The following is a 25,408-nucleotide window of genomic DNA, read 5'->3' on the forward strand; positions in this document are numbered from 1 at the left end:
GCGCGCATCGGCGCACGCTCGGGCGCCTCGGGCCGTGCGGCCGGCGCATCGCCCGTCTCGGGCCGGGCGGGTGCGGCGGCGGCCGGGGCCGGCTTCCTGACCGGCGCGGCGGTCTTCTTCTTCTCGTTCGCCTTCACCGGGGACGGGCGCGCCTTGAGGCCGAGGCGGTGCGCCTTGCCGATGACCGCATTGCGGCTCACCCCGCCCAGTTCGCTGGCGATTTCGCTGGCCGTCGCCCCGCCTTCCCACATCTTCCTCAGCGTCGCGATGCGCTCGTCCGTCCAGCTCATAATCGTCTACCTGTTCCTGTGCGGGGATCCGCGAGGGTGGCGAGTGCTTGTCAGCCGCGCGCCCGCAGCCTAGGCACCCTTGCCATGGCCGAAGACGCACATCTGCCCCCCTTGCCGGGCGCCGCTCCCGTGACCGAATTGCGCGGCGATGACAAGACCGGCGGGAGCACCCGGTTCGCCCCGCGTGGGGTTCCGGTCATCACCGGCATCAATCGCGTGGGGCTGCTGGCCCTCTATATGAAGGAGGTGCGCCGGTTTCTCAAGGTCCAGACGCAGACGATCTGGGCCCCGGCCTTCACGACGCTGCTGTTCCTGGCGATCTTCACCGTGGCGCTGGGGCGCGAGGGGCGGATGGTGCTGGGCGTGCCCTTCGCGACCTTCGTCGCGCCGGGCCTGATCGTGATGGCGATGATGCAGAACGCCTTCGCCAATTCCTCCTTCTCGCTGCTCTCGGGCAAGATGCAGGGGACGATCATCGACCTTTTGATGCCGCCGCTGTCGTCTGGCGAGCTGATGGCCGGGATCCTCGCCGCCGCGATCACCCGCGCGATCGGGGTGGGGCTGGCGGTCGCACTGGCGATGGCCTTCTGGCCGGGCGTGTCGCTCGCCATGACGCACCCCTGGGCGGTCGTGTGGTTCGGGCTGATGGGGGCGCTGATGCTGGCGACGATCGGGCTTGCGACCTCGATCTGGGCCGAGAAATTCGATCACAACGCGGCCGTCACCAACTTCATCATCGCCCCGCTCTCGCTCCTGTCGGGCACCTTCTACGTGATCGACAATCTGCACGGCGTCGCGCAGGCGATCAGCCGGGCGAACCCCTTCTTCTATGTGATTTCGGGCTTCCGCTACGGCTTCCTCGGCGGCAGCGATATCGGCGAGGCGCAGCACGTCTGGGCGGCGGCGGGCGGCTTGCTGGTGCTCAACGCGGCGTTGATGCTGGGCGTCTATGCGCTGCTGCGGAGCGGGTGGAAGCTCAAGAGCTGAGCGCGCCCGCGCCGCTGCCCGGAAGCTTCGCGGCGCCCGCCATCCTTGCGATCGCTGCGGCCGCGCCGGCGATGTCGTTCACCGGCCCGATTGCGAAGCTTTCGATCTGCCGGTCCCCGTCGCTGTCGCGCCCGATCCGGACCGCGAGGCTCAAGGTTCCGGTGCCGCGCGCCTCCTCGCGCCGTTCGGCAAGGCCGATCCGGTCGGCCGGCACGGTCTTGATCGTGAGCGCGCGGCCGAGGTCCAGCCTGAGGACGCGCCTGTCGGTGACCACATAGAGCACCCGCCCGCGCTCCCACAGCGGCACGAAGGGGCGCGAGAGCATCCAAGCGCCCACCGCGATGAAGGGCAGGCCGAACAGCGGGAAGGCCCAGGCGAACAGGCCGAGCCCGGTCTGCTCCGAGGCGGCGACCGCCGTCGTCGCGATCCCCGTCCAGGCGAGCGCGAACAGGGTCCACGGGACGGCGAAGATGTAGATGCCGAACAGTCGCGGATCGATCCGCCCGGTCTGCCAGCCGTGCCACTCCACGACCTCGTCGGGCGTCAGCTCACGCTCGAGCGCCGCGCGCAGCCGCGCCATGTTCGTGTTGTCGTGATCCGCCGCGCGATCGTCCATGCCCCGCGTTTAGCAGGGCAAGGTTGTCAATGCGTAAGCGAGCGCCGCATCCGATAGCGGCCGTCCTTGAAGCTCTCGAATAGCTGCCGCACCGTCGGGTGGTCGATCGGCCCGCCCTGCGGATCGGCGACGAGGTTGCCTTGGCTGACGTAAGCGACGTAGGAGCTGTCCTCGTTCTCGGCCAGGAGGTGGTAGAACGGCTGCTCGCGCGGGGGGCGGATATCCTCGGGGATCGATTCGTACCACTCTTCCGAATTGGCGAAGACCGGGTCGATATCGAAGACGACGCCGCGAAAGGCGAACAGGCGGTGGCGGACCACGTCGCCGATGCCGAAGCGGGCACGGGTCTGGCGCGGCGCAATGATCGTGCGTCCGGCCTGGCTCGAGAAGAACTCTGCGCGTTCCATGGATCGCAATATGGCGCCTCGCCGCAGCAAAACAAGCGCGGGGGGCGGCGGGGCGGGGAGATATGCCCGCAATTTGTGCGGGGCCACCCCTTGGCAAGCCGCCGCGCTTCGGCTAACGGGCGCGCTCCCTGTCGCCAGCCGCCTCGACCAGCGGGCTCATCGACGTGCGACGGGCCTCGCGGAGAGGTGGCAGAGTGGTCGAATGCGCCGCACTCGAAATGCGGTTTACCGGCAACGGTAACGTGGGTTCGAATCCCACCCTCTCCGCCAATTGCCTTCATCCGACCGCTTGTTCCCGCCGCCCGCTGCGGGACACGTCTAGGTGCGCTACAGCGGGTCGCCGGCAGCTGGCGCAGGAGCAGGCTTGCAGGACGCGGCTGATCGCAAGCGGGCGGTAAGGAATGTTGCGCGCCCTGTTCGCATATGGGGCAAAGTGCCTGCTTGGGTAGCGAGCCCAGGCGCGGTGATTTAGCGTGCCGCAGCGGACCACAGCCGGGTGCTCTACGGGGAAAAGCGACATGATGTCTCGCCGAACGATGATGGCCAGCGGAGCGGCGGCACTGGTGGCGCCCGGTCTGCTTTCGCCCGGGCCCGGGTCTTCGCCCTTGCGCGCACAAGTCCACGCCCGTGGTGGCGCCATCCCGCAGGACGCCGCGATGGCGGCTGCCGCGCCGCCGGTGCGCCTCGGCGACACGATCTTCACCGCCGATGATCCCGCGGCCTTGTGGCAGAAGGCGGGGCACCACACGGTGCGGGTGTTCCTGCGCAAGGGGCCGTGGGCGCTGATCTGGTATCTCCAAGCGGCCTCCCCGGTCGACGGCAAGCCGTTCGATGTGGTGGTGGTGGAGCGGCAGCGCTGGAGCAATCTGGCGGCCGAAACTCCGGCGGTCAGCTACCGGGCGAGCGTGTTCGGCCGCAGCTTCCCGGTCTACGGCCATGGCGATTTCCAGCGCTGGGTTGCCGCATCGCGCGCCTGGCCCGTCTCGGACCGCGAGCTGAACCGCTGGCAGTCCTACGGGATGCTGTTGCCGTGGGGCATCGGGCCGAGGCTTCAGGCACCGTCCGAGTGGTCCTACATGGACCCGGTGCCGGACTACACGCCGCTTGACAAGGGCGGGCTCACGCCGGGCATGGGGACCACCGGACTGCGCGACGAGGTGGGCCCGATTGTCCATCGTCAGGCGCGCTACATCATCGAACGCAGCGCGGAGATGCGGCGCGTCTCGATGAATTACGGGCTGACCGCGGCCTCTATCCCCTGGCACGTGCGCGGGGCCGATGGCCTGCCGCTGCTGCTCGATACGCCCAACGTGCCGCTCAAGGTGCAGCAATATTATCAGAATTACCCCGAAGAGCGGATCATCGGCGTCAGCCCGGGGATGCAGTTCGATTGGGACATCGACAATGCGCACCGCCCGTGCCCCGCGCTCGTCCCGGCCTTGCTCTCCGAACTGCATCCCTTCTTCATCGAGGAGCAGGTGTTCTCTGCCTGCACCGTGCTGAACACCGTCACCCCCGACTATCGGGGCACCAGCGGCAAGCTGGTCGATCAGGGTCAGGGGCGCGACTGGGCGTGGTCGATGCGCGATCTGGTGCTGGCCTATGCCTTGCTGCGATCCGTGCCGGGGCTCGACTGGTTGCCGGGGGCGGACCGTTTCGATGCGATCATCGCCGCCAACCTCGACCGCGCGGTCAGGGCGCTCGCGGTGCCGGGCATGGGGCAATTGGGGATGTTCTGGGAAGGCGATGCCTACGACAGCGAGCCCAATCCGACCTTCTGGCCCTCGATCCGCACCGGGCAGCGACCCGGCGTCTATACCGGATCGATCGTCAATTACATCGCCTACACGCTGGATTGGGGGCGGCGCTTGCATCCCGATCCGCGCTGGTCGCAATTGCAGGTGGCCTTTGCCGAGCGCTACCAGGCGCGGCGGTTTCTCGCGAGCGGGCCGTTCTGTTTCCTCAATCTGCCGGTGCGGCTGGAAGGGCGTTGGTTCAGCGATTGGCGGCAGGTGGCGCAGGTGCTCGGCCTGCCTGCGGATATCGCGCGCCAGCCATGGCACAGTTTCGATCTGCCGGTGAATGACCCGCGCATCTATGAATACACCACCGAATATCCCGGGACATTCTACCATGGCCTGAAACTGGCGCAGGCCACCGGGGCCACCAACGCCGATGTGGATACGGCCATTGCGCTGCTCGAGGCGCAGATTCGCCGGGGCGATGTGGAAAGCTATCCCGCCTTCGCCATGCGTCACGCGCGGTGAGATGGCGCTCGGGCCCGTTGTCTTAGCCGACAGGATGGCCGCGGTGCGGCCCCGGGAAGTCTCTGTGCGCCGGGCAGGCCCTGCACGCGGCGGCTGCGCCGGGCCGCGCTCCATTCGCGTTGAAACGCGGCGGTTGCACTTCGTCATGGAACCTGCAAGCCTTAAGGACCGTTAAGGGACGCTTCCTTCCCGCCCCGGTTTTCGCGAGTTCGTCATCCTTTCCCGTCAGATGTCATCAGCTCAGGTCCCGGTGCGCTCGGCCCTCGTCATGCTGGCCGCGCTGGCGCTTGCCTCCTGTGCCGGTGAGAGCGGTGACAAGCAGGCGCAGCGGCCCGTCCCGGAGGTCGGCTTTGTCGAGGTGAAGGCGAGCGCCGTCCCGGTCGCGGTGGAGCTTGCCGGACGGATCGCCGCCTTCGAGATGTCCGAGGTGCGCCCGCAGGTCACCGGGCTGATCCGGCGCCGCCTGTTCACGGAAGGGACGCTGGTGCAGGTTGGCCAGACGCTCTACGAGATCGACACGCGCCTCTACCGCGCCGCGAGCGCCGAGGCCGAGGCAAACCTCGCCAGCGCCCGCGCCAACGCCGAGGCGACACGGGTGCGGGCCGAGCGCCTGAAGCCGCTCGCCGAGGCGCAGGCGGTCTCCTTGCAGGAATACACCGACGCCCAGGCCGCCGCACGGCAGGCGGCGGCGGCGGTGCAGCAGGCCCGCGCGCAGCTCCAGACCGCCAACGTCAACCTGCAATTCACGCGCGTGCCGGCGCCGATCACGGGGCGCATCGGCCGCTCGCTGTTCACCGTGGGCGCGCTCGTCACCGGCAACCAGGCAGAGCCCCTCGCGGTGATCCAGGGCGTCGACCCGGTGTTCGTCGACATCCAGCAATCCTCCGCCGACCTCCTCGCCCTGCGCCGCGCGCTTGCGCAAGGGGGCGCCGTGCCGGGCAGCACCTCGGTCGCGCTGCTGCTCGAGGACGGGAGCGAATATGGGCCGCGCGGCACGGTCCAGTTTTCCGAGGTGATGGTCAACGCCGCTACCGGCACGGTGACGCTGCGGGCGCGCATCCCCAACCCCGATGGCCTGCTGCTGCCCGGGATGTTCGTGCGCGCGCGCTTCGAGCAGGCGGTCGACACAGGCGCGATCCTCGTGCCGCAGGGCGCCGTCACCCGCAACGCGCGGGGCGAGGCGAGCGTCTTCGTGGTGGGCGCCGACAACAAGGCGGCCGAACGCAAGGTCACCGCGCCGCGCGCGGTGGGGACCGACTGGGTGGTGACCGCGGGCCTCAAGCCCGGCGACAAGGTGATCGTCCAGGGCCTTGCAAGGCTGAAGCCCGGCGCGCCGATCCGGCCCGTCCCGGCCAGCAAGCCGCAGGTCATCGCCGCGCCGTCCTCCGGCAAGCAGGGCTGAGGCGCGGGGCGTGTCGCGCATCTTCATCGAACGGCCGATCTTTGCCTGGGTGCTGGCGATCATCACCATGCTGGCAGGGCTCGGCGCGATCTATCTCCTGCCGGTCGCGCAATATCCCGACGTCGCCCCGCCGCAGGTCAACATCCGCGCGACCTTCCCCGGCGCTTCGGCGGAAACGCTGGAGAACTCGGTCACCCAGATCATCGAACAGCAGCTGACCGGGATCGACGGGCTGCTCTACTTCAATTCGAGCTCCAGCTCGCGCGGGCAAGTGACGATCAGCGCGACCTTCGCCAAGGGCACCGATCCCGATATCGCGCAGGTGCAGGTGCAGAACCAGGTGCAGACCGCGCTGCCGCGGCTGCCGCAGCAGGTTCAGCAGCAGGGCCTGCGCGTCACCAAGTCGAACCCCGATTTCCTGATGATCGTCGGCGTCTATGACGAGACCGACCGTTCGACCAACATCGACGTGTCCGACTTCCTCGTCTCGAACCTTCAGGACGAGCTCGCGCGGATCGAGGGCGTGGGCGAGACCAATGTCTACGGCTCGCAATACGCGATGCGCATCTGGCTCGACCCCAACCGGCTCGCCTCGGTCGGGCTGATGCCGGGCGACATCATCGCCGCGATCCGCAACCAGAACACCGAGGTCGCCGCGGGCGAGGTGGGCGGCCTGCCGCAGCCGGAGACGAACCGGCTGAACGCCGTCGTCACCGCGCAGTCGCGGCTGCGCACCGTCGACGAGTTCAAGGCGATCATCCTGAAGTCGGAGGCGAGCGGCGCGCTGGTGACGCTGGGCGAGGTGGCGCGGGTGGAGCTGGGGGCGGAGAACTACTCCGCCTCGAGCCGCATCAACGGCCACCCCGGCGCGGGCCTTGCGATCAGCCTTGCGCCGGGCGCCGATGCGCTCGCTACCGCCGACCGGGTCAAGGCAGCGGTGGCCGAGGCGCGCGCGGGATTTCCGCCCGGCTACAACGTCGCCTATGCCAACGACACCACCGCCTTCATCCGCCTGTCGATCGAGGAGGTGGTGCAGACCCTGTTCGAGGCGATCCTGCTGGTCGTGCTCGTCATGTTCGTCTTCCTCCAGAGCTGGCGGGCGACGCTCATCCCGGCCATCGCCGTCCCGGTGGTGCTGCTCGGCACCTTCGCGGTGTTCTACCTTGCGGGCTTCTCGATCAACACGCTGACGCTGTTCGGGCTGGTGCTGGCCATCGGCCTGCTCGTCGACGATGCGATCGTGGTCGTCGAGAACGTCGAGCGCCTGCTCGAGGAAAACCCGGAGATGACGCCCAAGGAGGCGACGATCCGTTCGATGGGCGAAATCCAGGTTGCGCTGGTGGCGATCGCGGTGGTGCTTTCGGCGGTGTTCCTGCCGATGGCCTTCTTCGGCGGCTCGACCGGCGTGATCTACCGCCAGTTCTCGATCACCATTGTCGCCGCGATGGTGCTTTCCGCACTGGTCGCGCTGATCCTCAGCCCGGCGCTGACCGCCTCGCTGCTCAGGCAGAAGCACGGGACTGAGGATGCGCGCGGCGGTGTCCTCGCGCGCCGCTGGCCGTGGGGTGCGACGAAGCTCGAGCGCGCGCGCGATTGGTTCAACGACAGTTTCGCGCGCGGCACCGATCGCTATGTTCATGCGGTGCAGCGCGTGGTGGATCGCAAGGGGCTGTTCCTCGCGATCTATGCGGTGCTCGTGGTGCTGCTCGCGATGCTGTTCTGGCGCCTGCCGACGGGCTTCCTGCCGACCGAGGACCAGGGCGCGGCGCAGCTCCAGTTCCGCCTGCCACCGGGCGCGACACAGGGGCGCACCCGCGAGGTGCAGCTGGCGGTCGAGAAATACATGCTCACCGACGAGGGCCGCAACATCGCGACGATGTTCAGCGTCGCGGGCGGCGGGCAGGGCGCAGCAGGGCAGAACACCGGTCAGGGCTTCGTCAACTTCGTCGACTGGTCCGAGCGCAAGGGCCAGGAGAACAGCGCCGACGCGATCACCGAGCGCGCAACCAAGGCCTTCTCCGGCTTTCGCGATGCGCAGGTCAATGTGCTCGTCCCGCCCGCGATCCGCGGGCTGGGGCAGAGCAACGGCTTCACCCTCCAGCTCCAGAACACCAGCGGCATGAGCCGCGAGGAGTTCACCGCCGCGCGCGACCGGCTGCTCGAGGCGGCCAGCAACGATCCGGTGCTGGCCGGGGTGCGGCTGGGCGAACTGCCCGACATCCAGACGTTGCAGGTCGATATCGACCAGGCGCGCCTCGCCGCGCTCGGGCTGAACCAGGCGGACGTCAACACCACGCTGTCGGCCGCTTGGGGCGGGCAATATGTCAACGACTTCATCGACCGCGGCCGCGTGAAGCGCGTCTTCGTCCAGGCCGACGCCCCCTACCGGGCGACCCCCGACGACATCGGTAGCTGGTTCGTGCGCGGCGAGGGCGGGCAGATGGCGCCATTCTCGGCCTTCGCCAGCACCCGCTGGTCGACCACCCCCACGACCCTGTCGCGCTTCGGCGGCTATCCGAGCTTCCAGTTCGACGGGCAGGCCGCGCCCGGGCAAAGCTCCGGCACGGCGATGGACCGGATCGAGGCGCTGGCCCGCGAGATCCCGGGCATCAGCGTTGCCTGGTCGGGCCTGTCCTTCCAGGAACGCCTGTCATCAGGGCAGGCGCCGCTGCTCTACACCCTGTCGCTGCTGGTCGTGTTCCTGTGCCTCGCCGCGCTCTACGAAAGCTGGACGATCCCGGTGGCGGTGATGCTGGTGATCCCGCTCGGCCTCGTCGGCGCGGTTTTCGCGGTGACATTGCGGGGCCTCGAGAACGACGTCTATCTCCAGATCGGGCTTCTCACCACGATGGGCCTCGCCGCCAAGAACGCGATCCTCGTCATCGAGTTCGCCGAGCAGGCCGAGAAACGCGGCGCGCGGGTGATCGATGCGGCGCTCGAGGCCGCGCGCCTGCGGCTTCGCCCGATCCTGATGACCAGCCTCGCCTTCATCTTCGGCGTCCTGCCGCTCGCCCTGTCGAGCGGTGCCGGGGCGAACAGCCGCATCGCCATCGGCACGTCGGTGATCGGCGGGATGCTGACCGCGACGGTGCTGGCGATCTTCTTCATCCCGCTGTTCTTCGTGATCGTCCGCCGCACCACCCGCGACACCCTGGCCAAGCTGCGCAGCCGCTATTTCGGCAAGCCCGGGGCCGAGGGGGAGGGGGAGCCGGCATGAGGATCGCCGCGCTTCTCCCGCTCGCGCTTCTCGCAGCCTGTTCGATGGCGCCCAGATATGTGCAGCCGGCGCTGCCCGTGCCCGCCTCCTGGCCGACGGGCGATGCCTATCTCGCGCAAAGCGAGGCGGCGCTGCCGGCGATGAGCTACCGCGAGGTCTTCGCCGATCCCCGGCTCATCGCGGTGATCGAGCAGGCGCTCGCCAACAACCGCGACCTGCGCGTGGCGGCAGCGAACATCCAGGCGGCGCGCGCGCAGTACCGCATCCAGAGCGCCGCCCAGCTCCCGCAGATCGGCGTGGCGGCGGGGCGCACCCAGTTCGACAACGGCACCGCCAACCAGAACCGCAACCAGGACATCGACATCGGCAACAACCCCGCCGCCAGTCCGTCGACGGCGGGGCGGCGCTACACGCTCGATGTCAGCACGACCGCCTTCGAGATCGACCTGTTCGGGCGGCTCGCCTCGCTCTCGGATGCGGCCCGCAACCGCTATCTCGGCACCGAGGCTGCGGCGCGCGCGGTGCGGTTGACGCTGATCGGCGACGTCGCCGAGGCATGGCTTGTCCACGCCGCCGACGCCGCGCTGCTCCGGCTGGCCGAGGACACCGCGGCCAACGCGCGCGAACAGGTGCGGCTCACGCGCCTCAGGCTCGAGGGGGGGATTGCTCCGCGCTCGGACCTGCGCCAGGCCGAGCAGATCCTCGCCGCCGCCGAGGCCGACATCGCGCAGCAGACCACCGCCCTCGCGCAGGACGCCAACGCCTTGCAGTTGCTGGTCGGCGCGCCGGTCGCGCCGGCCCTCCTGCCGCAATCGCTCGACGAGGCGGACGCGGCGGTGCGCGTCCTGCCGGCAGGCCTCGATTCGACGATCCTGCTGCGCCGTCCCGACGTGGTGCAGGCCGAATACGAACTGCGTGCCGCCAACGCCGATATCGGCGCAGCGCGCGCCGCGCTGTTCCCCCGCATCACCCTGACCGGGCTGGCCGGGCTGTCGAGCAACCTCCTCGCCAACCTCTTCACCGGCGCCGCGTTCAACTACAACGCCGGGGCCAACGTGCGCTATTCGCTGTTCGCCGGCGGCGCGGCGCGGGCCGGGGTCGCCCAGACCGAGGCGCAGCGCGATGCGGCGGTCGCCGGTTACGAGCGCGCGATCCAGGCAGCCTTCCGCGATGTTGCCGATGCGCTCGCCCGGCGCGGCACGATCACCGCGCAGCTCGAAGCCAACCGCACCTCGGTGGACGCGGCCGAGGACACCTTCCAGCTTGCCGACCTGCGCTATCGCGGAGGCGTGGATTCCTTCCTCGCCAGCCTCGATGCCCAGCGCGCCGCCTATCAGGCCCGCCGCACGCTGCTCGCCACCCGGCTCATCGAGGCGAGCAACCGGGTCTCGCTCTACCGCGCGCTGGGCGGAGAGACGGTGGCGGAGCCGCCCGCGCCCTAGGCTAGGGCGTCAGCGATTGCGGCCGAGCGGCGTCACATCCTCAGCCGGCGTGCCCAGCGGCGCGAGCGGCCGGGGCTTGAGCACCGGCACCGGCGAACGCGCGATCGCCTCCTTCAGCATCGCCACGGCTGCGGCGAGCTGTGCGTCGGTGCCCTTGAAGGCGGCGTGCGGCAGGTTCTCCACCTCGACGTCCGGCGCGACGCCGAGGCCCTCGACGATCCAGCGACCGTCGATCGCATATTGCGGGCTCTCCGCGGTGCGCGCGATGCCGTTGTCGGTGAGGGTGGGGCGGTCCGAGAGCCATACCCCCGCCCCGGCGGTGCGGGTGCCGACCAGCGGCGCGATGCCGAGCGACTTGATCGCGGCGGCGAAGGTCTCGCCGTCCGAATAGGTGCGCTCGTCGATCAGCACCACGATGTGCCCGCGATAGGCGTTCTGCATATTGGTGGTGGGAATGCCCGAGCCGTCGGCATTGGCCCAGAAGCCCCACGCCTTGCGCATCAGCATCCCGATGATGATGCTGTCGATATTGCCGCCGTTGTTGCCGCGCACGTCGATGATGAGGCCATCCTTGGAAAGCTGCGGGAAGTAGTCCCGCGCAAAGCTGGCGACATCCTCGGCACCCATCGCGCGCAGGTGGAGGTAGCCGATTTTCCCGCCCGACAGGCGCTCGGTCTCGGCGCGCTTGCCCTGCACGAAATCGGCGTAATTGGCCTGGCGGTAGCCATCGAGCGACATCGGCTCGACGATCGCGCTCAACCGGCGCGCGCCGCGGCTGAGGTCGAGCCGCACCTGCTGCCCGGCCTTGGTGGCGAGCGCGGCTTGGAGATCGGCATGGCTCGCGACCGCGCGGCCGTCGACGAGGCAGATCACGTCGCCCGGCTGCACGTCCACGCCGGGGCGCCGCAGCGGCGGGAGCTGCGCGACCAGATCGGCCTCGGCGCGCAGGATGGAATCGATCCTGAGGCCCTCGGCGACCGGCGTGACGGCGGCGCCGAGATAGGCCATCGCCGGGTTCTCGCGGTCGAGCCGGTTCTCGCCGCTATAGACCTGGCTGTGGAGCGCGCCGACCTGCGCGACCATCTCGGCGATCACCGCGTCGAGCTCGGAACGGCTGCCGATCCGCTCGAGGAACGGCTCGCGCGCGGCGCGCACGGCGTTCCAGTCGACCCCGCGCAGGGTCGGATCGTAGAAGAAGTCGCGGTGCAGGCGCCAGGCGTCGACGAACATCTGGCGCCATTCGGCGCGCGGGTCGACGGTCAGCCGCCAGTCGCCGAGCCGCACCTGGGTGGGCGCGGGCTTGTCGGGCAGCTTGCGATCGGCGGGCACGATCGCCAGCGCCGGCTTGCCCGGCGGGCCGCTCAGGACCAGCGCGTTCTTGCGGTCGGGCGAGAGCTGCATTCCCTGCGCTCCGGGCGCGAACACCTGCTCGGCCGGATCGCGCTTGTCGATGGCGATCGAGACGAGATCCTCGCCGCGCCGGGTGTAGAGGAAGTTCTCGCTGGCGAGCAGCAGGCCCTCGACGCCGGGCTTGACCGGCAGCTTGTAGAGCCGGCCGGAGACGCCCTCGAGCACGATGCGGGGATTGGGCGGCGCGGGCTTCGCCGACTTGTCCTTGGGCTTGTCCTTCGCCTCGTCCTTGGCCCCGCTTGCCGCAGCGTCGGGCGGGGTGTCTTCGGGCTTGGCGCCGCCGCCGGTGCGGGTCAGTTCGTTGTCCTCGCGCAAGCGGAAGGCGGCGGCGGGATCGAGCTGAAGCGCGAAGACCTCGCCCCGGTCGGCGAAGTCCACGCCCATGTTGCGGTCTCCCCAGGGGCTGCCGGGGCTGGGCGCGAAGTTGCGGTCAGAGATGAAATAGAGCCACGCCCCGTCATGCGCGAAGGCGGGCGCGTAGTTGTGGTATTTGCCCGAGGTCGCCTGCACCCGCGCGCCGGTGGCGAGGTTCTGGATCATGATGTCGGCGGTGTTGCCGCCGTTGGTCAACGCCACTTCGGCATAGGCGATGTGGCTCGAATCCGGCGCGAAAGCGAGGTCGGCGAAGGCCTCGTCCGCGCCGCTCGCGTTGCGGGCGAGCAGGGTCACGCGCCCCGTCGCGACGTCGACCTTCTGGAGGCGCGCCTGCTTGTCCCACACGACGATGGTCTTGCCGTCGGGAGCGATGGCGAAGGACCAGATGTGCGCGTCATAGCCCCTCGTCACCGCCACCGGGGTGCCGGTGCCGTCGGCCGCGAAGCTGTAGATGTCGCCGCGGTCGCCCTGATCGAGCACCATGAACACCCGCTTGCCGTCGGGCGACTGCACCGCCTGCCGCGCGCGGGCGGCGAGGGGGACATTGAGCTCGATCCGGCGCAGCTGCCCCGGTGCGGCGAGCGCCGCGCGCCCGCGGGCGGTGACCGCCACCATCTCGCCCGAAGGCGAGAGGCGCGCCGCCTCGAGCCAGCGCAGCGGCTCGTCGATCGCGCGCACACGGGTCTGCTCGCGGTCGGTGACGAGGTCGATGGCGAGCTTGCTGAGGCGGCCGGACGGAATGGCAAAGACGTGGAGGTCCGCGCCATTCTGCAGGAACACGTCACCGCCGTCGATGTTCGCCTGAAGGACCGGGAAGGGCAGTTCGCCCGAGACCTGCCGCACGTCGCTGCCGTCCTCGGCGACCGACCAGACCGCGTCCTTCCCGCTCTTGTCCGAGATGAAGTAGACCCGGCCCCCGGCGGTCATGGGCATCCGGATCGGCGCGCCGAAATCGGCGAGGAGCTGCACCGCCTCGGCATCCGAGCCGGTCTGCCAGCGCCACAGCTGCTCCATCCCGCCGCCGCGATAGAGCACGGCATTGTCGCGCGCCCGGGCGTAGAGGCCGCGCCGCGTGAAGAACAGCGTGCGCCCGTCCGCGCCATAGGCCGCATCGTTGGCGCGCCACAGCGGCAGGGGCTGCGCCGTCCCGCCCGCCGGGTCGACGGTGTGGAGCACCTCGCCTTGTCCTGCGCCTGCGATCGACGAGGCGTAGATCACCTTGCCGTCCGGCGTCCAGCCGACGGTGCGCACGAAGCCGCCCTCGAAGGTTACACGGCGCGGGCGCCCGCCGGCGACCGGCATGACGTAGATGTCGTTGGTGCTGTCGTAGCTGGCGGTGAAGGCGATCAGGGTGCCGTCGGGCGAGATCGCAGGCTCGCTCTCCTCGCCGTCGTCGTTGGTGAGGCGCACGGCGCTGCCCCCGGTGCGGGCGGTGCGCCACAGGTCGCCTTCCGAGGCAAAGACGAGCACGTCGCCGTGCGCTGCAGGATGCTGGTAGTAACCCTCCTCCGCCGTTGCCGGGACCGCCGAAAGCGCCAGCAGGCTGGCCGCGCACAGGAACAGGGATCGCATTGTCGGGAAGCACTCCGGAAGGCAGGACGGCCTGTGTGTAAGATAAATGCCCGGTCCGCAAGCGGGCGCATCGGGGATGTCGTGCTCAAGGGCAGAGGAGCGAGTGAGCCCGCCTCGCACAGTGTTCGACGCCTCGCCCCGGAGCCGCTTCTTGCCAAGCAGCACCGGCACGCTTTCGGGCGGCCTCGTCAACAGCGGCACGGCGCGGATCAGCGGCGTGCTGACGGGCGCGGTGTCGAACGCCGGCAGCATCACGCTCACCGGCACGACCACCGGCATCACCGTGCTCGACCAGACCGCCAGCGGCCGCTTCAGCAGGGCTTCACGATCGCTGGCGCCCCGCTCGACCGGGCGGCGCTGGCGGCGCGGCTCGAGGCGACGCTGGAGCTGGCGCGCAACATCTCGCTCTCGGCCGGATACACCGGGCTGATCGGCCAGAGCGTGACCGATCACGGCGCGCGGGCGACCTTGCAGGTGCGGTTCTGACCGGGCAGGGCGGCGGCCCCGGCCGCCGCCGACCCCTCAATCGCCGGTGCGCGCGCCCGTGTCGGCCACGCCGAGCGCGAGCGGCAGGTACAGGCTGACGCTCAGCCCCTCGGGCGCGAAGTCGAGCCGGGTCTCGCCGCCGTACCAGGCGAGGCCCTGCTGGAGCAGGTTGGTGCCGAACCCGCTGCGCGCCGGCTCCGGCGCGGCGATCGGCGGCCCGCCCGTTTCGCGCCAGGTCATGCGGAAGCCCGGCCGGCCACCGCAAGGCGCCTCCTCCCAGTCGACCGCGACCGTGCCGCTGGGAACCGACAGCGCGCCGTGCTTCATCGCATTGGTGGCAAGCTCGTGCAGCGCCAGGGCGAGGATCAGCCCGACCTGCGGGTCGAGCTCGCAATCCGGACCCTCGGCCGCGATCCGCGCGGTGCGCGCGCGGAACGGCTCCATCGCCAGATCGACGAGTTCGCACATCGAGGCGCTCGCATAATTGCGCAGCATCACCGCCTTGTGCGCGGCGGACAGCGCGGCGAGGCGATCGAGCAGGGTGGTGGTCACCGCCTGGGGGATCGGCTGCGAGCGCAGCGTCTGGCCGACGATCCCGCGCACGATGGTGATGAGATTGCGCGCGCGGTGATCCATCTCGCGCGCGATCAGTTCGCTGCGCATCTCGCTCTGCTTGCGGGCGGTGATGTCCTCGCCCACCCCGATGGTGCGCACCACCCGGCCCGCATCGTCGAACACCGGATAGGCGAAATCCAGGATCCACTTCTCGCCGCCGTCGGGCAGGTTGATGCGATATTCGATCGACGTCTCCTGCCCGGCCCGCTGGCGGGCCACGGTTTCCTCGAGGCGCGGGCGATCCTCAGGATGAACGGCTTCGAGGAAGGACATCGGTGCAGCGATCAGGCTTTCGCGCGAGCGGCCCCAGATTTCCTCGAAGGCCGCGCTGATATAGGCGATCCTCGGCCCCTCCTTGCGCCATTCCATGGTGTAGAAGGCAACCCGCACGGTTTCGGTGATCCCGCGCAGCAGCGCCTCGCTTTCGGCGAGCGCGGCTTCGGCGGTCTTCACCGCGCTGAGGTCCTGCGCGACGACGATCGAGGCGCCGCTTTCCGCATCGAGCGGGGCGGCCGCCATCAGCGCCGGCACCCGCGTGCCGTCACGGTGGAGGAAGACCTTCTCGTAGGGTTCGACCCCGCCGGTGGCGAGCACCTGCTGGCGGGCGAACTCGTCGCGCTCCGTGCACTCCGGCGCGGTGGCACGCACGAAATCCCACGCGCCGGTCTCGAACTCGCGGCGCGTCATACCCGCGATCGCGAGCATCGCGTCGTTGACGTCGGGGACCGCGCCGCTGGCGGAATGGTAGAGCGCGATCCCCACCGGGCAGGCCTGGAAAAGATTGCGAAAGCGCCGCTCGCTCGCCACCAATGCTTCGAACAGGCGGCCGTTCTCGATCGCTGTGGCGGCCGCGCCGGCGAGGGTCTGGAGCGCCTCGAGCGTCCCTTCGCCGATCGCTCCGGGCTTCGCCCAGTAGGCGCACAGCGCGGCGCCCGCGCGCGGCGCGCCGATCGGGGCAACCGCCATGCCGCGCACGAAGGTCGCGCGATAGACGGCCTGTGGCAGGCGGGTCTCGGCGCGGACGTCCGGGACAGCGATGACCGCGCCGCCAAGCATCGCGTGCCCGGAGATGCATTCCTCGATCGGGAAGCGCTGGCCGGCCCACAGCCGGGAGGGCGCATCCTCGGCGACGTGGTGGCACACGTCGCCCTCGCGCAGCACGATGGCGATGCCGTCCGCACCGATCGCGGCGCGGGTGGTGGCCCTGAGGGTCGAGACCACCTCATCGAGGCTGCGCGCACCGGCAAGATCCTGCACCGCGCGCACGAGCAGCATCAGCGACGCGCGCGGCGTGCCGCCGGCCTCCTCCTGCCTCTCGCGTTCCGTCGGCACAGGAGATCCCCTTTCACGGGTTAGCGTAACAGGTTTGCTTTCGGAGTCGATGCGACCGCCCTTCGCCCCGTCGCAAAATCGGCAGGTTCCGCAGAGATGAGGAAGCATGAAAATTCTAGATTGACAATCATTCGCAATAGCAAGACATCGCCCCGGCCCAGACAATCACCGGAGCCCCGATGTCCCTCTCCCCTGCGACCTTCCGCTTGCTGACCGCCGCCCTGCTCGCCGCCGCGGCGAGCCCGGCGCTTGCCGCCGCAGACGCTGCAACCGCGTCCGAAGGTGCCGCCGCCGCCACCGCCGATCCCGGTGCGGTCTCCGCCGCCAGCCCTTCGGCCACCTCGATCATCGTCACCGCCCGGCGCGATCAGGACCGCCTGCCGGACCAGTCGGGCACGCTGATCTTCGCCGGCAAGCTCGGCGACATCGCGGTGCTCTCCGATCTCGCCCCGATCCCGAACCGCAACCTGCGCGTGGCGCTCGCCGACATTCCGGGCCTGCTGGTGTCGGAGGTGTCGAACGGTTCCTGGGCCTCGCTCTCCTACCGGGGGCTGGGCGAGCCGCACGAGAGCTGGAACATCCTCACCTTGCAGGATGCCGTCCCGGCGGTGCCCGATATGTATTCCTATCCGGCGGCCTATTTCATCCCGCCGCTGGAGGCGGTCGAGCGCATCGAGTTCATCCGCGGCGCATCGGGCCTGCTCTACGGGCCGCAGCCGGGCGGGGCGATCAACTACGTGCTGCGGGGCCCGCGCCGCGAGGCCGGGGCAGAGGGCCAGGCGCGCCTCACCATCGGCAGCTGGGACGCGCGCGCGGGGCTTGCCAGCGTCGCGCTTTCCGACGGCCGGCTCGCGGCTGACGGCCTGGTCCAATATGCCGAAGGCGACGGCCCGCGCCGGGTCAATTCCGATCACGAACAGACAACCGCGCGCGGCCGCGTCCACTGGCTGGGCGACACGGTGACCGCGACCCTCGCGCTCGATTACTACAAGGGCGACTTCGGGGAACCGGGCGGGCTCACCCGCGCCCGCCTCGCCGCCGACCGCCGCGACGGATCGACCCCGCGCGACCGCATCGTGCTCGAACGCCTTGCCCCGACGCTCGCCATCGAGTGGGAAGCGAGCGACAGCACGCAGGTCACCGCGCGCGCCTTCTACAGCCGGTTCGAGCGGACCAGCTGGCGGCAGGCGGGCGGCGGCTTCGGCCAGGTCACGCCCGATGCCAACGTGCTGATCCGCCAACGGCAGGTGTTCGACACCGCCGGGCTGGACCTGCGCCTGCGCCACGATTTCGGCGCGGGTGCGCAGCACACGCTGACCCTGGGCGTGCTCGGCCACACCTCGGACGCGCCGGTGTTCGTCGACAAGGGCGCGAGCAACAGCGATTTCAATGGCACCGCCGGCGCGCTCGCCCGCGTCCGCCGCAGCGGCGACACGCTGGCGGCCTTCGGCGAAGTGAAGCTCGGCTTCGGCGACGTGCAGATCGTCCCCGGCTTCCGGCTTGAACGGCTGCGCCAGCGTGTGACCGAGACTTTGGACCTCGGCGCGGGCAGCGCCACCGGCGGCGGACCGGGCGCGCCCAACGGCCCGCTCGGCAACCGCGAGAACACCGCCACGGTCCCGCTCTACGGGATCGGGGTGACGTGGGACGCGGCGCCCACGCTGCGCTTCGTCGCCAATGCCAGCCGCGGGTTCAAGCCGCTGCTCTACAACGACGGCGTGACCTTCCAGGCCGGGATCGACGCGGCGGGCACCTTCGAGCCCTCCTATGCCTTTACCGTCGAGGCGGGCCTCCAGGCCGAGCCCGCGCCGCCGGTGCGGATCGACGCGAGCCTGTTCCGTGTCGAGTTCGAGAATCAGGTCGGCTTCCTTGCCGGGCCGCTGCCCGCCTTGCCGCCGTTCGGTGCGGTCGGCGCCGGGGGCGCGCGGCGGCAGAACGTCGGCTCGATGCGCAACCAGGGCGTCGATCTGGCGCTGCGGCTCGATCTCGTGGGCCCGCAGGGGCTGGCGCGGGGGGGGAGCGGCACGCTGCGCCTCTCGACCAACCTGCAACTGCTCGATGCCGACTTCACCAACGGCCCGGCGCGCGGCTTCACCCCGCAATATGCGCCGCGCCACCTGCTGCGCAGCGTGCTGGCGTGGATCGGCGATGACGGCGCGCGCGCAGGCCTAACCTTCACCTCGGTCGGCGACCAGGAGGGCGCGGACAACAATGTCGCGGACTTCGCCCTGCGCGGCTACGAGGTGGTCGATGCATCTGTGGAGTGGCCGGTGCTGGGCGGCTTCAGGGTCGGGGCGGGGGTGAACAACCTGTTCGACGAACGCTACGCCCCGCGCGTGCGCCCCGGCGGCGGCGGCGGCTTCGACCCGGGCGCGCCGCGCAACGTCTATGTGTCGATCGGCTGGAGGGGCTGAGGATCGGTTTGCCGCGGCGAACCTTGCGGGCGCGGCGGCTCGGCCTGCGCCATGAAGATTATCCCGGCGCCAGCCCCGATTTGAGGGGCGTCAGGCGCAGTAAAGTCGCGCCCCGACCCTCTCCAGACCCCCGTTACACCCCTGCCAGACCCTTCCTCGTGCAACTCTTTCGGCGCTCGACCGTAGTGTTGGTGCAGCGATTGCAATTGAACCGACACCGCCAGGGGCTACGTGCAGACCACCATGTTCGAGAACCTCGACGCCCTGCTCCTCGCCCGGATCCAGTTCGCCTTCACGGTGAGCTTCCACTTCTTCTTCCCCGCCTTCTCGATCGGTTTGGCGAGCTATCTCGCTGTTCTGGAAGGGCTTTGGCTGAAGACGGGGAAGAGCGTCTACCTCGATCTGTTCAAGTACTGGCTGAAGATCTTCGCCATCGCCTTCGCGATGGGAGTCGTCTCGGGCATCGTCATGTCCTACCAGTTCGGCACCAACTGGGCGGTGTTTTCCGACAAGGCCGGCCCCGTGATCGGCCCGCTGATGGCCTACGAGGTGCTGACCGCCTTTTTCCTTGAGGCAGGCTTCCTCGGCGTGATGCTGTTCGGGATGCAGAAGGTGGGCAAGAGGCTCCACTTCGCCGCGACGCTGATGGTGGCGCTGGGCACCTTCGTGTCGGCCTTCTGGATCCTTTCGGTCAATTCGTGGATGCAGACGCCGACTGGCTATCTGATTGGCGAGAATGGACAATATCTTCCGGGCGACAGCTGGTGGGCAATCGTCTTCAACCCGAGCTTTCCCTACCGCCTCGTCCACACGGTGATGGCCGCCTACCTCACCACGGCCTTCGTGGTGGGTGCAGTCGGCGCCTGGCACCTGTTGAAAAACAAGGAAAATCCGCACGCCAGGACGATGTTCTCGATGGCGATGTGGATGGCCGCGATCGTTACCCCGGCGCAGATTTTCGCGGGCGACATGCACGGCCTCAACACCCTCGAGCACCAGCCCGCCAAGGTCATGGCGATGGAGGGGCACTACCAGAGCCATCCCGACGGCGCGCCGCTGATCCTGTTCGGCATTCCCGACAGCGAGGCGCGGACGGTGCGCTACGCCATTGAAATCCCGAAGGCATCCTCGCTGATCCTGAAGCACGATCCGAATGCGCCGCTGGCGGGGCTCGACACCATACCCGATGACGAGGAACCTCCGGTGCCGGTGGTGTTCTGGAGCTTCCGCATCATGGTCGGCATCGGCTTCGCGATGCTCGGCGTCGGGATGTGGAGCCTGTGGGGGCGCTTTCGCGGCAGACTCTACGATATGCCCTGGCTTCACCGCGCCGCGGTGCTGATGGGCCCCTCGGGCTTTGCCGCGGTGCTCGCCGGGTGGATCACCACCGAAGTCGGGCGGCAGCCTTTCGTCGTCTACGGCCTGCTGCGCACCGCCGACGCCGCGAGCCCGCTCGCCGCGCCCGCCGTCGCCGCCTCGCTGCTCGCCTTCGTGCTGGTCTATTTCACCGTCTTCGGCATCGGCGTGTGGTATATCCTGAAGCTCATGGGCAAGCCCCCGCACCCGGGCGAGAAGGGCGTCAAGCGCGGCGATGTGGGCCCGATCCGCACCGCCGGGATCACCCCGGGGCCGACCCAGAACCCGGGTGGGGAGGAGACCCTGCCGAGGGAGAAACAGCCCGGATCGACCGACAGGGAGCCGGCGTGATGGATCTCACCGTCGTCTGGGCCTTCATCATCGCCTTTGCGGTCTTCGCCTATGTGGTGATGGACGGCTTCGATCTTGGCATCGGTATTCTTTTCCCGACCTTCGCCGTCGGGCGCGAGCGCGACCGTGCGATGAACTCGATCGCGCCGGTGTGGGACGGGAACGAGACCTGGCTGGTGCTCGGCGGGGGCGGGCTGTTCGCCGCCTTCCCGCTCGCCTATGCGGTGATCCTGCCCGCGACCTACCCGCTGATCATTGCCATGCTCCTGGGCCTCGTCTTCCGGGGCGTGGCGTTCGAATACCGCTGGCGCGATCCGGCGCACCAGCGGTTCTGGGACCTCGCCTTCACCGGGGGCTCGTTCGCCGCCGCATTGGCGCAGGGGATGACGCTGGGCGCGCTGCTGCAAGGGATCGAGGTTGAGGGCCGCGCCTATGCCGGAAGCTGGTTCGACTGGCTCACCCCCTATACGCTGCTGACCGGGCTCGGCACGGTTGCAGGCTACGCCTTGCTGGGCGCCGCTTGGCTGATCTGGAAACTGGACGGCGAGGAGCAGGCTCACGCCAGGAAACTCGCCATTCGCGCCGGCGCCGCGACCATCGTGCTGATGGGCGCGGTGAGCCTCTACAACATCTTCCTCAACGCCGAATATGCCGAGCGCTGGCTCTCCGCGCCCGAAATTTTCTACGTGGCACCGGTGCCGATCCTGACCGCGATCGTTGCCCTCTCGATGCTGCGGGCGATCCTCAAGGAGCGCAATTCGAAGCCCTTCTGGCTCGGCATCGCGCTGTTCTTCCTCGGCATGAGCGGCCTCGGCGTGACGATCTGGCCCTATGCCGTGCCCGAAAGCGTGACCATCTGGGAGGCCGCCGCGCCCTATCGCAGCCAGGCCTTCATGCTGGTCGGCGTCGCGCTCACCATGCCGCTGATCATCGCCTACACAGTCTGGGCTTACTGGGTGTTCCGCGGCAAGGTCGCCGACGAAGGGTATCACTGATGCTCGCCCCGCCGGAGCGCGAGCCGGAGGAGCCGCTATGGAAGCGTCTTGCCTGGATGGCGGGCATCTGGGCGGCCAGCGTCGCGGTGCTGGGGGTGGTGGCGTGGATCATCCGGCTATGGATCGCCCCGTGACGGTCAAGGTCTGGTTCGACGGCGCCTGTCCGCTCTGCACCCGCGAGATTGCGCTGATGCGGCGGCTCGACCGGAGGGGCCGCATCACCTTCATCGACGTGGCAACCGGCGCCGACCCCTCGTGTCCCGTCGACCGCGCCGCGCTTCTCGCGCGGTTCCATGCCGAGGAGGAGGGCAGGCTGCTGAGCGGCGCGGCCGCCTTCGCGGCGATGTGGCGCGCGATCCCGCTGCTGCGCCCGCTCGGCCTTGCGGCGCGGCATCCCTCGGTGCTCGCCCTGCTCGAGGCCGCCTACCTGCGTTTCCTGCGCCTGCGTCCGCGCCTCCAGCGCCTGCTCGCCTGAAAAACCGCTTGCCCGATCCGGGGCGATGGTCTGAATTCCCGCCGGAGAGAGACGGGAGAGACGACACGCCATGACCTATTTCGGCGCGATGCAGAACGAGATCTACAACGCCGGGCTGAGGGGCATCCTGCCCACCTTCCCGGTCGATTTCGCCACCCTCGAGAAGCGCGCGCACGAGGCCATGGGTCCGAGCCTCACCAATTATGTCGCGGGCGGCTGCGGGGATGAACACACACAGGACCAGAACGCGGCGGCCTTTCACCACTGGGGAATGATCCCGCGGATGATGGTGGATTGCTCGACCCGCGACCTGTCGATCGAATTGTTCGGCCATCGCTATCCGACCCCGCTGTTCATGGCCCCGATCGGTCTGAACGGGGAAGCCTCGCAGGACCGCCATGGCGACATGGCCGCCGCGCGCGCCTCGGCGCTGACGGGGGTGCCGTTCTGCGCCTCGACCCTTGCCAACGACCCGCTCGAGGACGTGAAGGCCGCCTGCGGGGACACGCCCGCATGGTTCCAGCTCTACACCCCCAGGAACCGCGAGCTGGCCGAAAGCCTCATCCGCCGCGCCGAGGAGGCGGGCTATTGCGCGCTGGTGGTGACGCTCGACACCTGGGTGACCGGCTGGCGCCCGCGCGATCTCAACGCGTCCAACTTCCCGCAGCTGCGTGGGCGTGTGCTCCAGAACTACTTCACCGACCCCGTGTTCCGCTCGCTGCTGGCGAAGCCCCCGGAAGAGGACCCGGCGGCGGCGATCTTCACCTGGGCGGCGACCTTCGGGCAGGTGCTGACCTGGGACGACATGGCGTGGTTCAAGTCGGTGACGAAGCTCCCCATCGTCCTCAAGGGCATCTGCCACCCCGACGACGCGCGCCGCGCGGTCGATCACGGGGCGGATGCGGTCTATTGCTCGAACCACGGCGGGCGGCAGGCGAACGGCGGGATCGCGACCATCGACCTGCTCGCCGACGTCGTCGCAGCGGCGGGCGATACCCCTGTGCTGTTCGACAGCGGCGTGCGTTCCGGCACCGATGCGGTAAAGGCGCTGGCCCTCGGCGCAAGGGCGGTGGGGGTGGGGCGGCCCTACACCTACGGGCTTGCGCTGGGCGGGGCGGAAGGCGCGGCTTGGGTGTTAAGGTCAATCCTTGCCGAGGCGGATTTGCTCATGGCCGTAAACGGTTATCCCACGCTCGCTGCGGTGCGCGACGCGGGGGCGCAGCGCACGGATCGGTAATTCTGACTGCGCAAGGGCGTTAACCAAGTTTGCCCTACGTTTTCCACAGTCTCGCTGCTAATCTGCGGCCAACGAAAACGAGCGAATCGGGGACGCGATCGATGGCAAGACCCACCATCTGGTCCAGTGGACCGGATCCCATGCGCCGGACCGTGTGCATCCAGGACGAACATACGCGCCGTGCGCGCTATGGGCGAATTCAGCCCATGAAGTCGCGCAAGTCGATCCTTTCGCGCCTCGCGAGCCTGATCGCCTGACGCGGATCGCCGTCAGCCGCGGGCCTTGGCCAGCATGACGAGCTTGGTATCCGTGAAGGCCAGGTAACCTTCCTCGCCCCCTTCCGAGCCGAAGCCGGAATCGCCGATGCCGCCGAACGGCGTCTCGGGCGAGGAGACGATCAGCTGGTTGATCCCGACCATCCCGGCGCGCAGGCTGCGGCCCAGGTGGTGCGCCTCATCGAGATCGGCGGAAAAGGCATAGGCGGCAAGGCCATAGCGCAACCCGTTGGCGATGCTGATGGCCTCGTCGAGGTGGTCGAACGGGACGATCCCGGCGACGGGGCCGAAGGGCTCCTCGGTCATGAAGCGGCTGTCGGGCGCGGGATTGGCGATCACCGTGGGCTGAAAGAAGAACCCCGGCCCCGCGATCGCCGCGCCCCCTGCGACAACCTCGCCGCGGCCGCCCTGCGCATCGGCAACCACCTGTACCATCGCGGAAATCCGCCGGGCGTGGGCGAGCGGGCCCATGTCGACGCTCTCGTCCGCGCCGGGATCGCCGACCTTGAGCTTGGCCGCCATGGCGGCGAAGTCGGCAACGAAGCGGTCGTAGATCTCCTTCGCGACCAGGAAGCGAGTGGGGGAGACGCAGACTTGCCCGGCATTGCGGAACTTGGTCGCGGCGCACAGCGCAACGGCGCGTTCGACGTCGGCGTTTTTGCTCACGATAACAGGCGCATGGCCGCCGAGCTCGGGGGTGAAGCGCTTCATGTGGCTGGCCGCCAGCGCGCCCAAATGCTTGCCGACTGCGGTCGAGCCGGTGAAGCTCACCTTGCGGGTCACGGGCGCGGCGATGAGGTGCTCGGCGATCGGGCCGGGGTCGCCATGGACGAGGTTCAGCACGCCCTTGGGCACCCCGGCATCGACGAAGCAGGCGACCAGCAGCTGTGCGGAAGCCGGGGTGTTCTCCGCGGGCTTGAGGATCGCGGTGCAGCCCGCGGCGAGGGCGCCGGCGATCTTCTTGGCGGGGAGGTTGATCGGGAAATTCCACGGGGTGAGCAGCACCGCCGGGCCGATGGGCTCATGCGTCACCATCTGCGCGATCAGTTGGGTTCCGCGCGTCGGGATCAGGCGACCGCCCCGGCGCTTGGCTTCTTCGGCAAGGAAATCAATCACATCGGCAGAGCCCGTGATCTCGCCGATGGCCTGCGCGCGGGGTTTTCCCATCTCGGCGGTGACGACCGCCGCGATATCGAGCGCGCGTTCGCGCAGCAGGTCGGCGGCGCGGCGCAGGATGGTGTGACGGTCCGGGCCCGAGGTCCGGCTCCACCCGGCGAAGGCGTCGTCGGCGGCCTTGAGGGCGGCGTCGAGCTGGGCTTTGGAGGCCTTGGGGCAATGGCCGATCACCGCCCCGGTGGCGGGGTTGACGACCTCCATCGTGCCGGCCTCACCGGCGGTTGTCCATTCGCCGTTGATGAGCATCTGGACGGTCGGATAGGCGGTCATGGGCGGGTCCTTCGGTGATTGGCCGGGCGGCGATGTTTCACGTGAAACACCGCCGCTGACGGGGGTCTAGGTGGGGTCTGGCGGGGGTCTGGCAAGGGTTTTGCGGGGTCTGGGCTGACCCAAGCGGGGGTCTGGGGCGGGTCTTGTGCGGGCAAGCCTTCAGACCGCCACGACCTTCTGGTCGATCGCGCCGAAGATCGAGTGGTTGGCGGAATCGCGCATCTCGATCCGCACGCGGTCGCCCGGCTGCATGAAGGGCGTGCTGGGCGCGCCGTCGCGGATCGTCTCGATCATCCGGATCTCGGCGATGCACGAATAGCCCGCGCCGCCTTCGGCCACCGGCTGGCCCGCGCCGCCGTCCGCGCCCTTGTTCGAGACCGTGCCGGTGCCGATGATCGTGCCGGCCGCGAGGTTGCGGGTCTTCGCCGCGTGGGCGACCAG

General features: G+C 69.4%; 18 protein-coding genes and 1 tRNA gene. 12 read left to right on the top strand and 7 right to left on the bottom strand.

The features are described from left to right. On the bottom strand, positions 1–290 hold a 290-nt coding region (locus OPU67_RS15200; protein WP_324255375.1), incomplete at its 3' end, for a GcrA family cell cycle regulator. An 84-nt stretch (positions 291–374) separates the two neighbouring features. On the opposite strand from OPU67_RS15200, the gene OPU67_RS15205 reads away from it, so the two are divergent. Continuing rightward, positions 375–1,277, top strand: a complete 903-nt coding sequence (locus OPU67_RS15205; protein ID WP_267621133.1) for an ABC transporter permease — start codon at positions 375–377, stop codon at positions 1,275–1,277. On the opposite strand, the gene OPU67_RS15210 is transcribed toward OPU67_RS15205, so the two are convergent. Both OPU67_RS15210 and hspQ read right to left on the bottom strand, forming a co-directional pair. Beyond that, complete coding sequence (locus OPU67_RS15210; protein ID WP_267621135.1) at positions 1,267–1,893, bottom strand: hypothetical protein; 627 nt, start codon at positions 1,891–1,893, stop codon at positions 1,267–1,269. The two genes, OPU67_RS15205 and OPU67_RS15210, sit on opposite strands and share 11 nt — an antisense overlap. A gap of 26 nt (positions 1,894–1,919) precedes the next feature. Continuing rightward, positions 1,920–2,300 carry a heat shock protein HspQ gene (gene hspQ / locus OPU67_RS15215; RefSeq protein WP_267621137.1) on the bottom strand — a complete coding sequence of 127 codons (381 nt, stop codon included), beginning with the start codon at positions 2,298–2,300 and terminating at the stop codon, positions 1,920–1,922. A gap of 180 nt (positions 2,301–2,480) precedes the next feature. Here hspQ and OPU67_RS15220 point away from each other — a divergent pair. The 5 genes from OPU67_RS15220 to OPU67_RS15240 all read left to right on the top strand — a co-directional run bounded on the left by OPU67_RS15220 (position 2,481) and on the right by OPU67_RS15240 (position 10,628). Further along, a tRNA-Ser gene (locus tag OPU67_RS15220) sits at positions 2,481–2,570 on the top strand. Positions 2,571–2,818: 248 nt separating this feature from the next. Further along, on the top strand, positions 2,819–4,567 hold the full coding sequence (locus OPU67_RS15225) for a hypothetical protein (RefSeq protein ID WP_267621139.1): 1,749 nt from the start codon (positions 2,819–2,821) through the stop codon (positions 4,565–4,567). A gap of 229 nt (positions 4,568–4,796) precedes the next feature. Beyond that, the gene (locus OPU67_RS15230; RefSeq protein WP_267621141.1) at positions 4,797–5,969 is read left to right on the top strand and encodes an efflux RND transporter periplasmic adaptor subunit; all 1,173 of its coding nucleotides are present in this window, start codon (positions 4,797–4,799) and stop codon (positions 5,967–5,969) included. 67 nt (positions 5,970–6,036) lie between these two features. Then, on the top strand, positions 6,037–9,186 hold the full coding sequence (locus tag OPU67_RS15235) for a multidrug efflux RND transporter permease subunit (protein ID WP_420709032.1): 3,150 nt from the start codon (positions 6,037–6,039) through the stop codon (positions 9,184–9,186). Next, positions 9,183–10,628 carry an efflux transporter outer membrane subunit gene (locus tag OPU67_RS15240; RefSeq protein ID WP_267621144.1) on the top strand — a complete coding sequence of 482 codons (1,446 nt, stop codon included), beginning with the start codon at positions 9,183–9,185 and terminating at the stop codon, positions 10,626–10,628. Before OPU67_RS15235 ends, OPU67_RS15240 begins: the two co-directional genes overlap by 4 nt. Positions 10,629–10,637: 9 nt before the next feature. Here the strand turns inward: OPU67_RS15240 and OPU67_RS15245 are convergent, their stop codons facing one another. Beyond that, positions 10,638–14,438 carry a S41 family peptidase gene (locus OPU67_RS15245; protein WP_267621146.1) on the bottom strand — a complete coding sequence of 1,267 codons (3,801 nt, stop codon included), beginning with the start codon at positions 14,436–14,438 and terminating at the stop codon, positions 10,638–10,640. A gap of 69 nt (positions 14,439–14,507) precedes the next feature. Then, entirely contained in the window at positions 14,508–16,418 is a 1,911-nt protein-coding gene (locus OPU67_RS15250) for a PAS domain S-box protein (RefSeq protein WP_267621148.1), read from the bottom strand. Positions 16,419–16,597: 179 nt separating this feature from the next. Between OPU67_RS15250 and OPU67_RS15255 the strand changes: the two genes are divergently transcribed. From OPU67_RS15255 to OPU67_RS15280, 6 genes are all read left to right on the top strand, one after another. Further along, complete coding sequence (locus tag OPU67_RS15255; RefSeq protein ID WP_267621150.1) at positions 16,598–18,832, top strand: TonB-dependent receptor family protein; 2,235 nt, start codon at positions 16,598–16,600, stop codon at positions 18,830–18,832. 243 nt (positions 18,833–19,075) lie between these two features. After that, complete coding sequence (locus OPU67_RS15260; protein ID WP_267621164.1) at positions 19,076–20,539, top strand: cytochrome ubiquinol oxidase subunit I; 1,464 nt, start codon at positions 19,076–19,078, stop codon at positions 20,537–20,539. Then, entirely contained in the window at positions 20,539–21,534 is a 996-nt protein-coding gene (gene cydB / locus OPU67_RS15265) for a cytochrome d ubiquinol oxidase subunit II (protein WP_267621152.1), read from the top strand. Before OPU67_RS15260 ends, cydB begins: the two co-directional genes overlap by 1 nt. After that, complete coding sequence (locus tag OPU67_RS15270; protein WP_267621154.1) at positions 21,534–21,668, top strand: DUF2474 domain-containing protein; 135 nt, start codon at positions 21,534–21,536, stop codon at positions 21,666–21,668. The genes cydB and OPU67_RS15270 overlap by 1 nt, the downstream gene beginning before the upstream one ends. Further along, positions 21,653–22,009: a thiol-disulfide oxidoreductase DCC family protein gene (locus tag OPU67_RS15275; protein WP_267621156.1), complete on the top strand. Its 357-nt coding sequence runs from the start codon at positions 21,653–21,655 to the stop codon at positions 22,007–22,009. Before OPU67_RS15270 ends, OPU67_RS15275 begins: the two co-directional genes overlap by 16 nt. Before the next feature lie 70 nt (positions 22,010–22,079). Further along, positions 22,080–23,246, top strand: coding sequence for an alpha-hydroxy-acid oxidizing protein (locus tag OPU67_RS15280; RefSeq protein ID WP_267621158.1), 1,167 nt, complete (start codon positions 22,080–22,082; stop codon positions 23,244–23,246). A gap of 269 nt (positions 23,247–23,515) precedes the next feature. Here the strand turns inward: OPU67_RS15280 and OPU67_RS15285 are convergent, their stop codons facing one another. Both OPU67_RS15285 and OPU67_RS15290 read right to left on the bottom strand, forming a co-directional pair. After that, positions 23,516–24,967: an NAD-dependent succinate-semialdehyde dehydrogenase gene (locus OPU67_RS15285; RefSeq protein ID WP_267621160.1), complete on the bottom strand. Its 1,452-nt coding sequence runs from the start codon at positions 24,965–24,967 to the stop codon at positions 23,516–23,518. Between the two features lie 159 nt (positions 24,968–25,126). Further along, a partial coding sequence (locus OPU67_RS15290) for a fumarylacetoacetate hydrolase family protein (protein ID WP_267621162.1) occupies positions 25,127–25,408 on the bottom strand: 282 nt, incomplete at its 5' end.

Source organism: Erythrobacter sp. WG (assembly GCF_026586795.1).
Taxonomy (GTDB): domain Bacteria; phylum Pseudomonadota; class Alphaproteobacteria; order Sphingomonadales; family Sphingomonadaceae; genus Erythrobacter.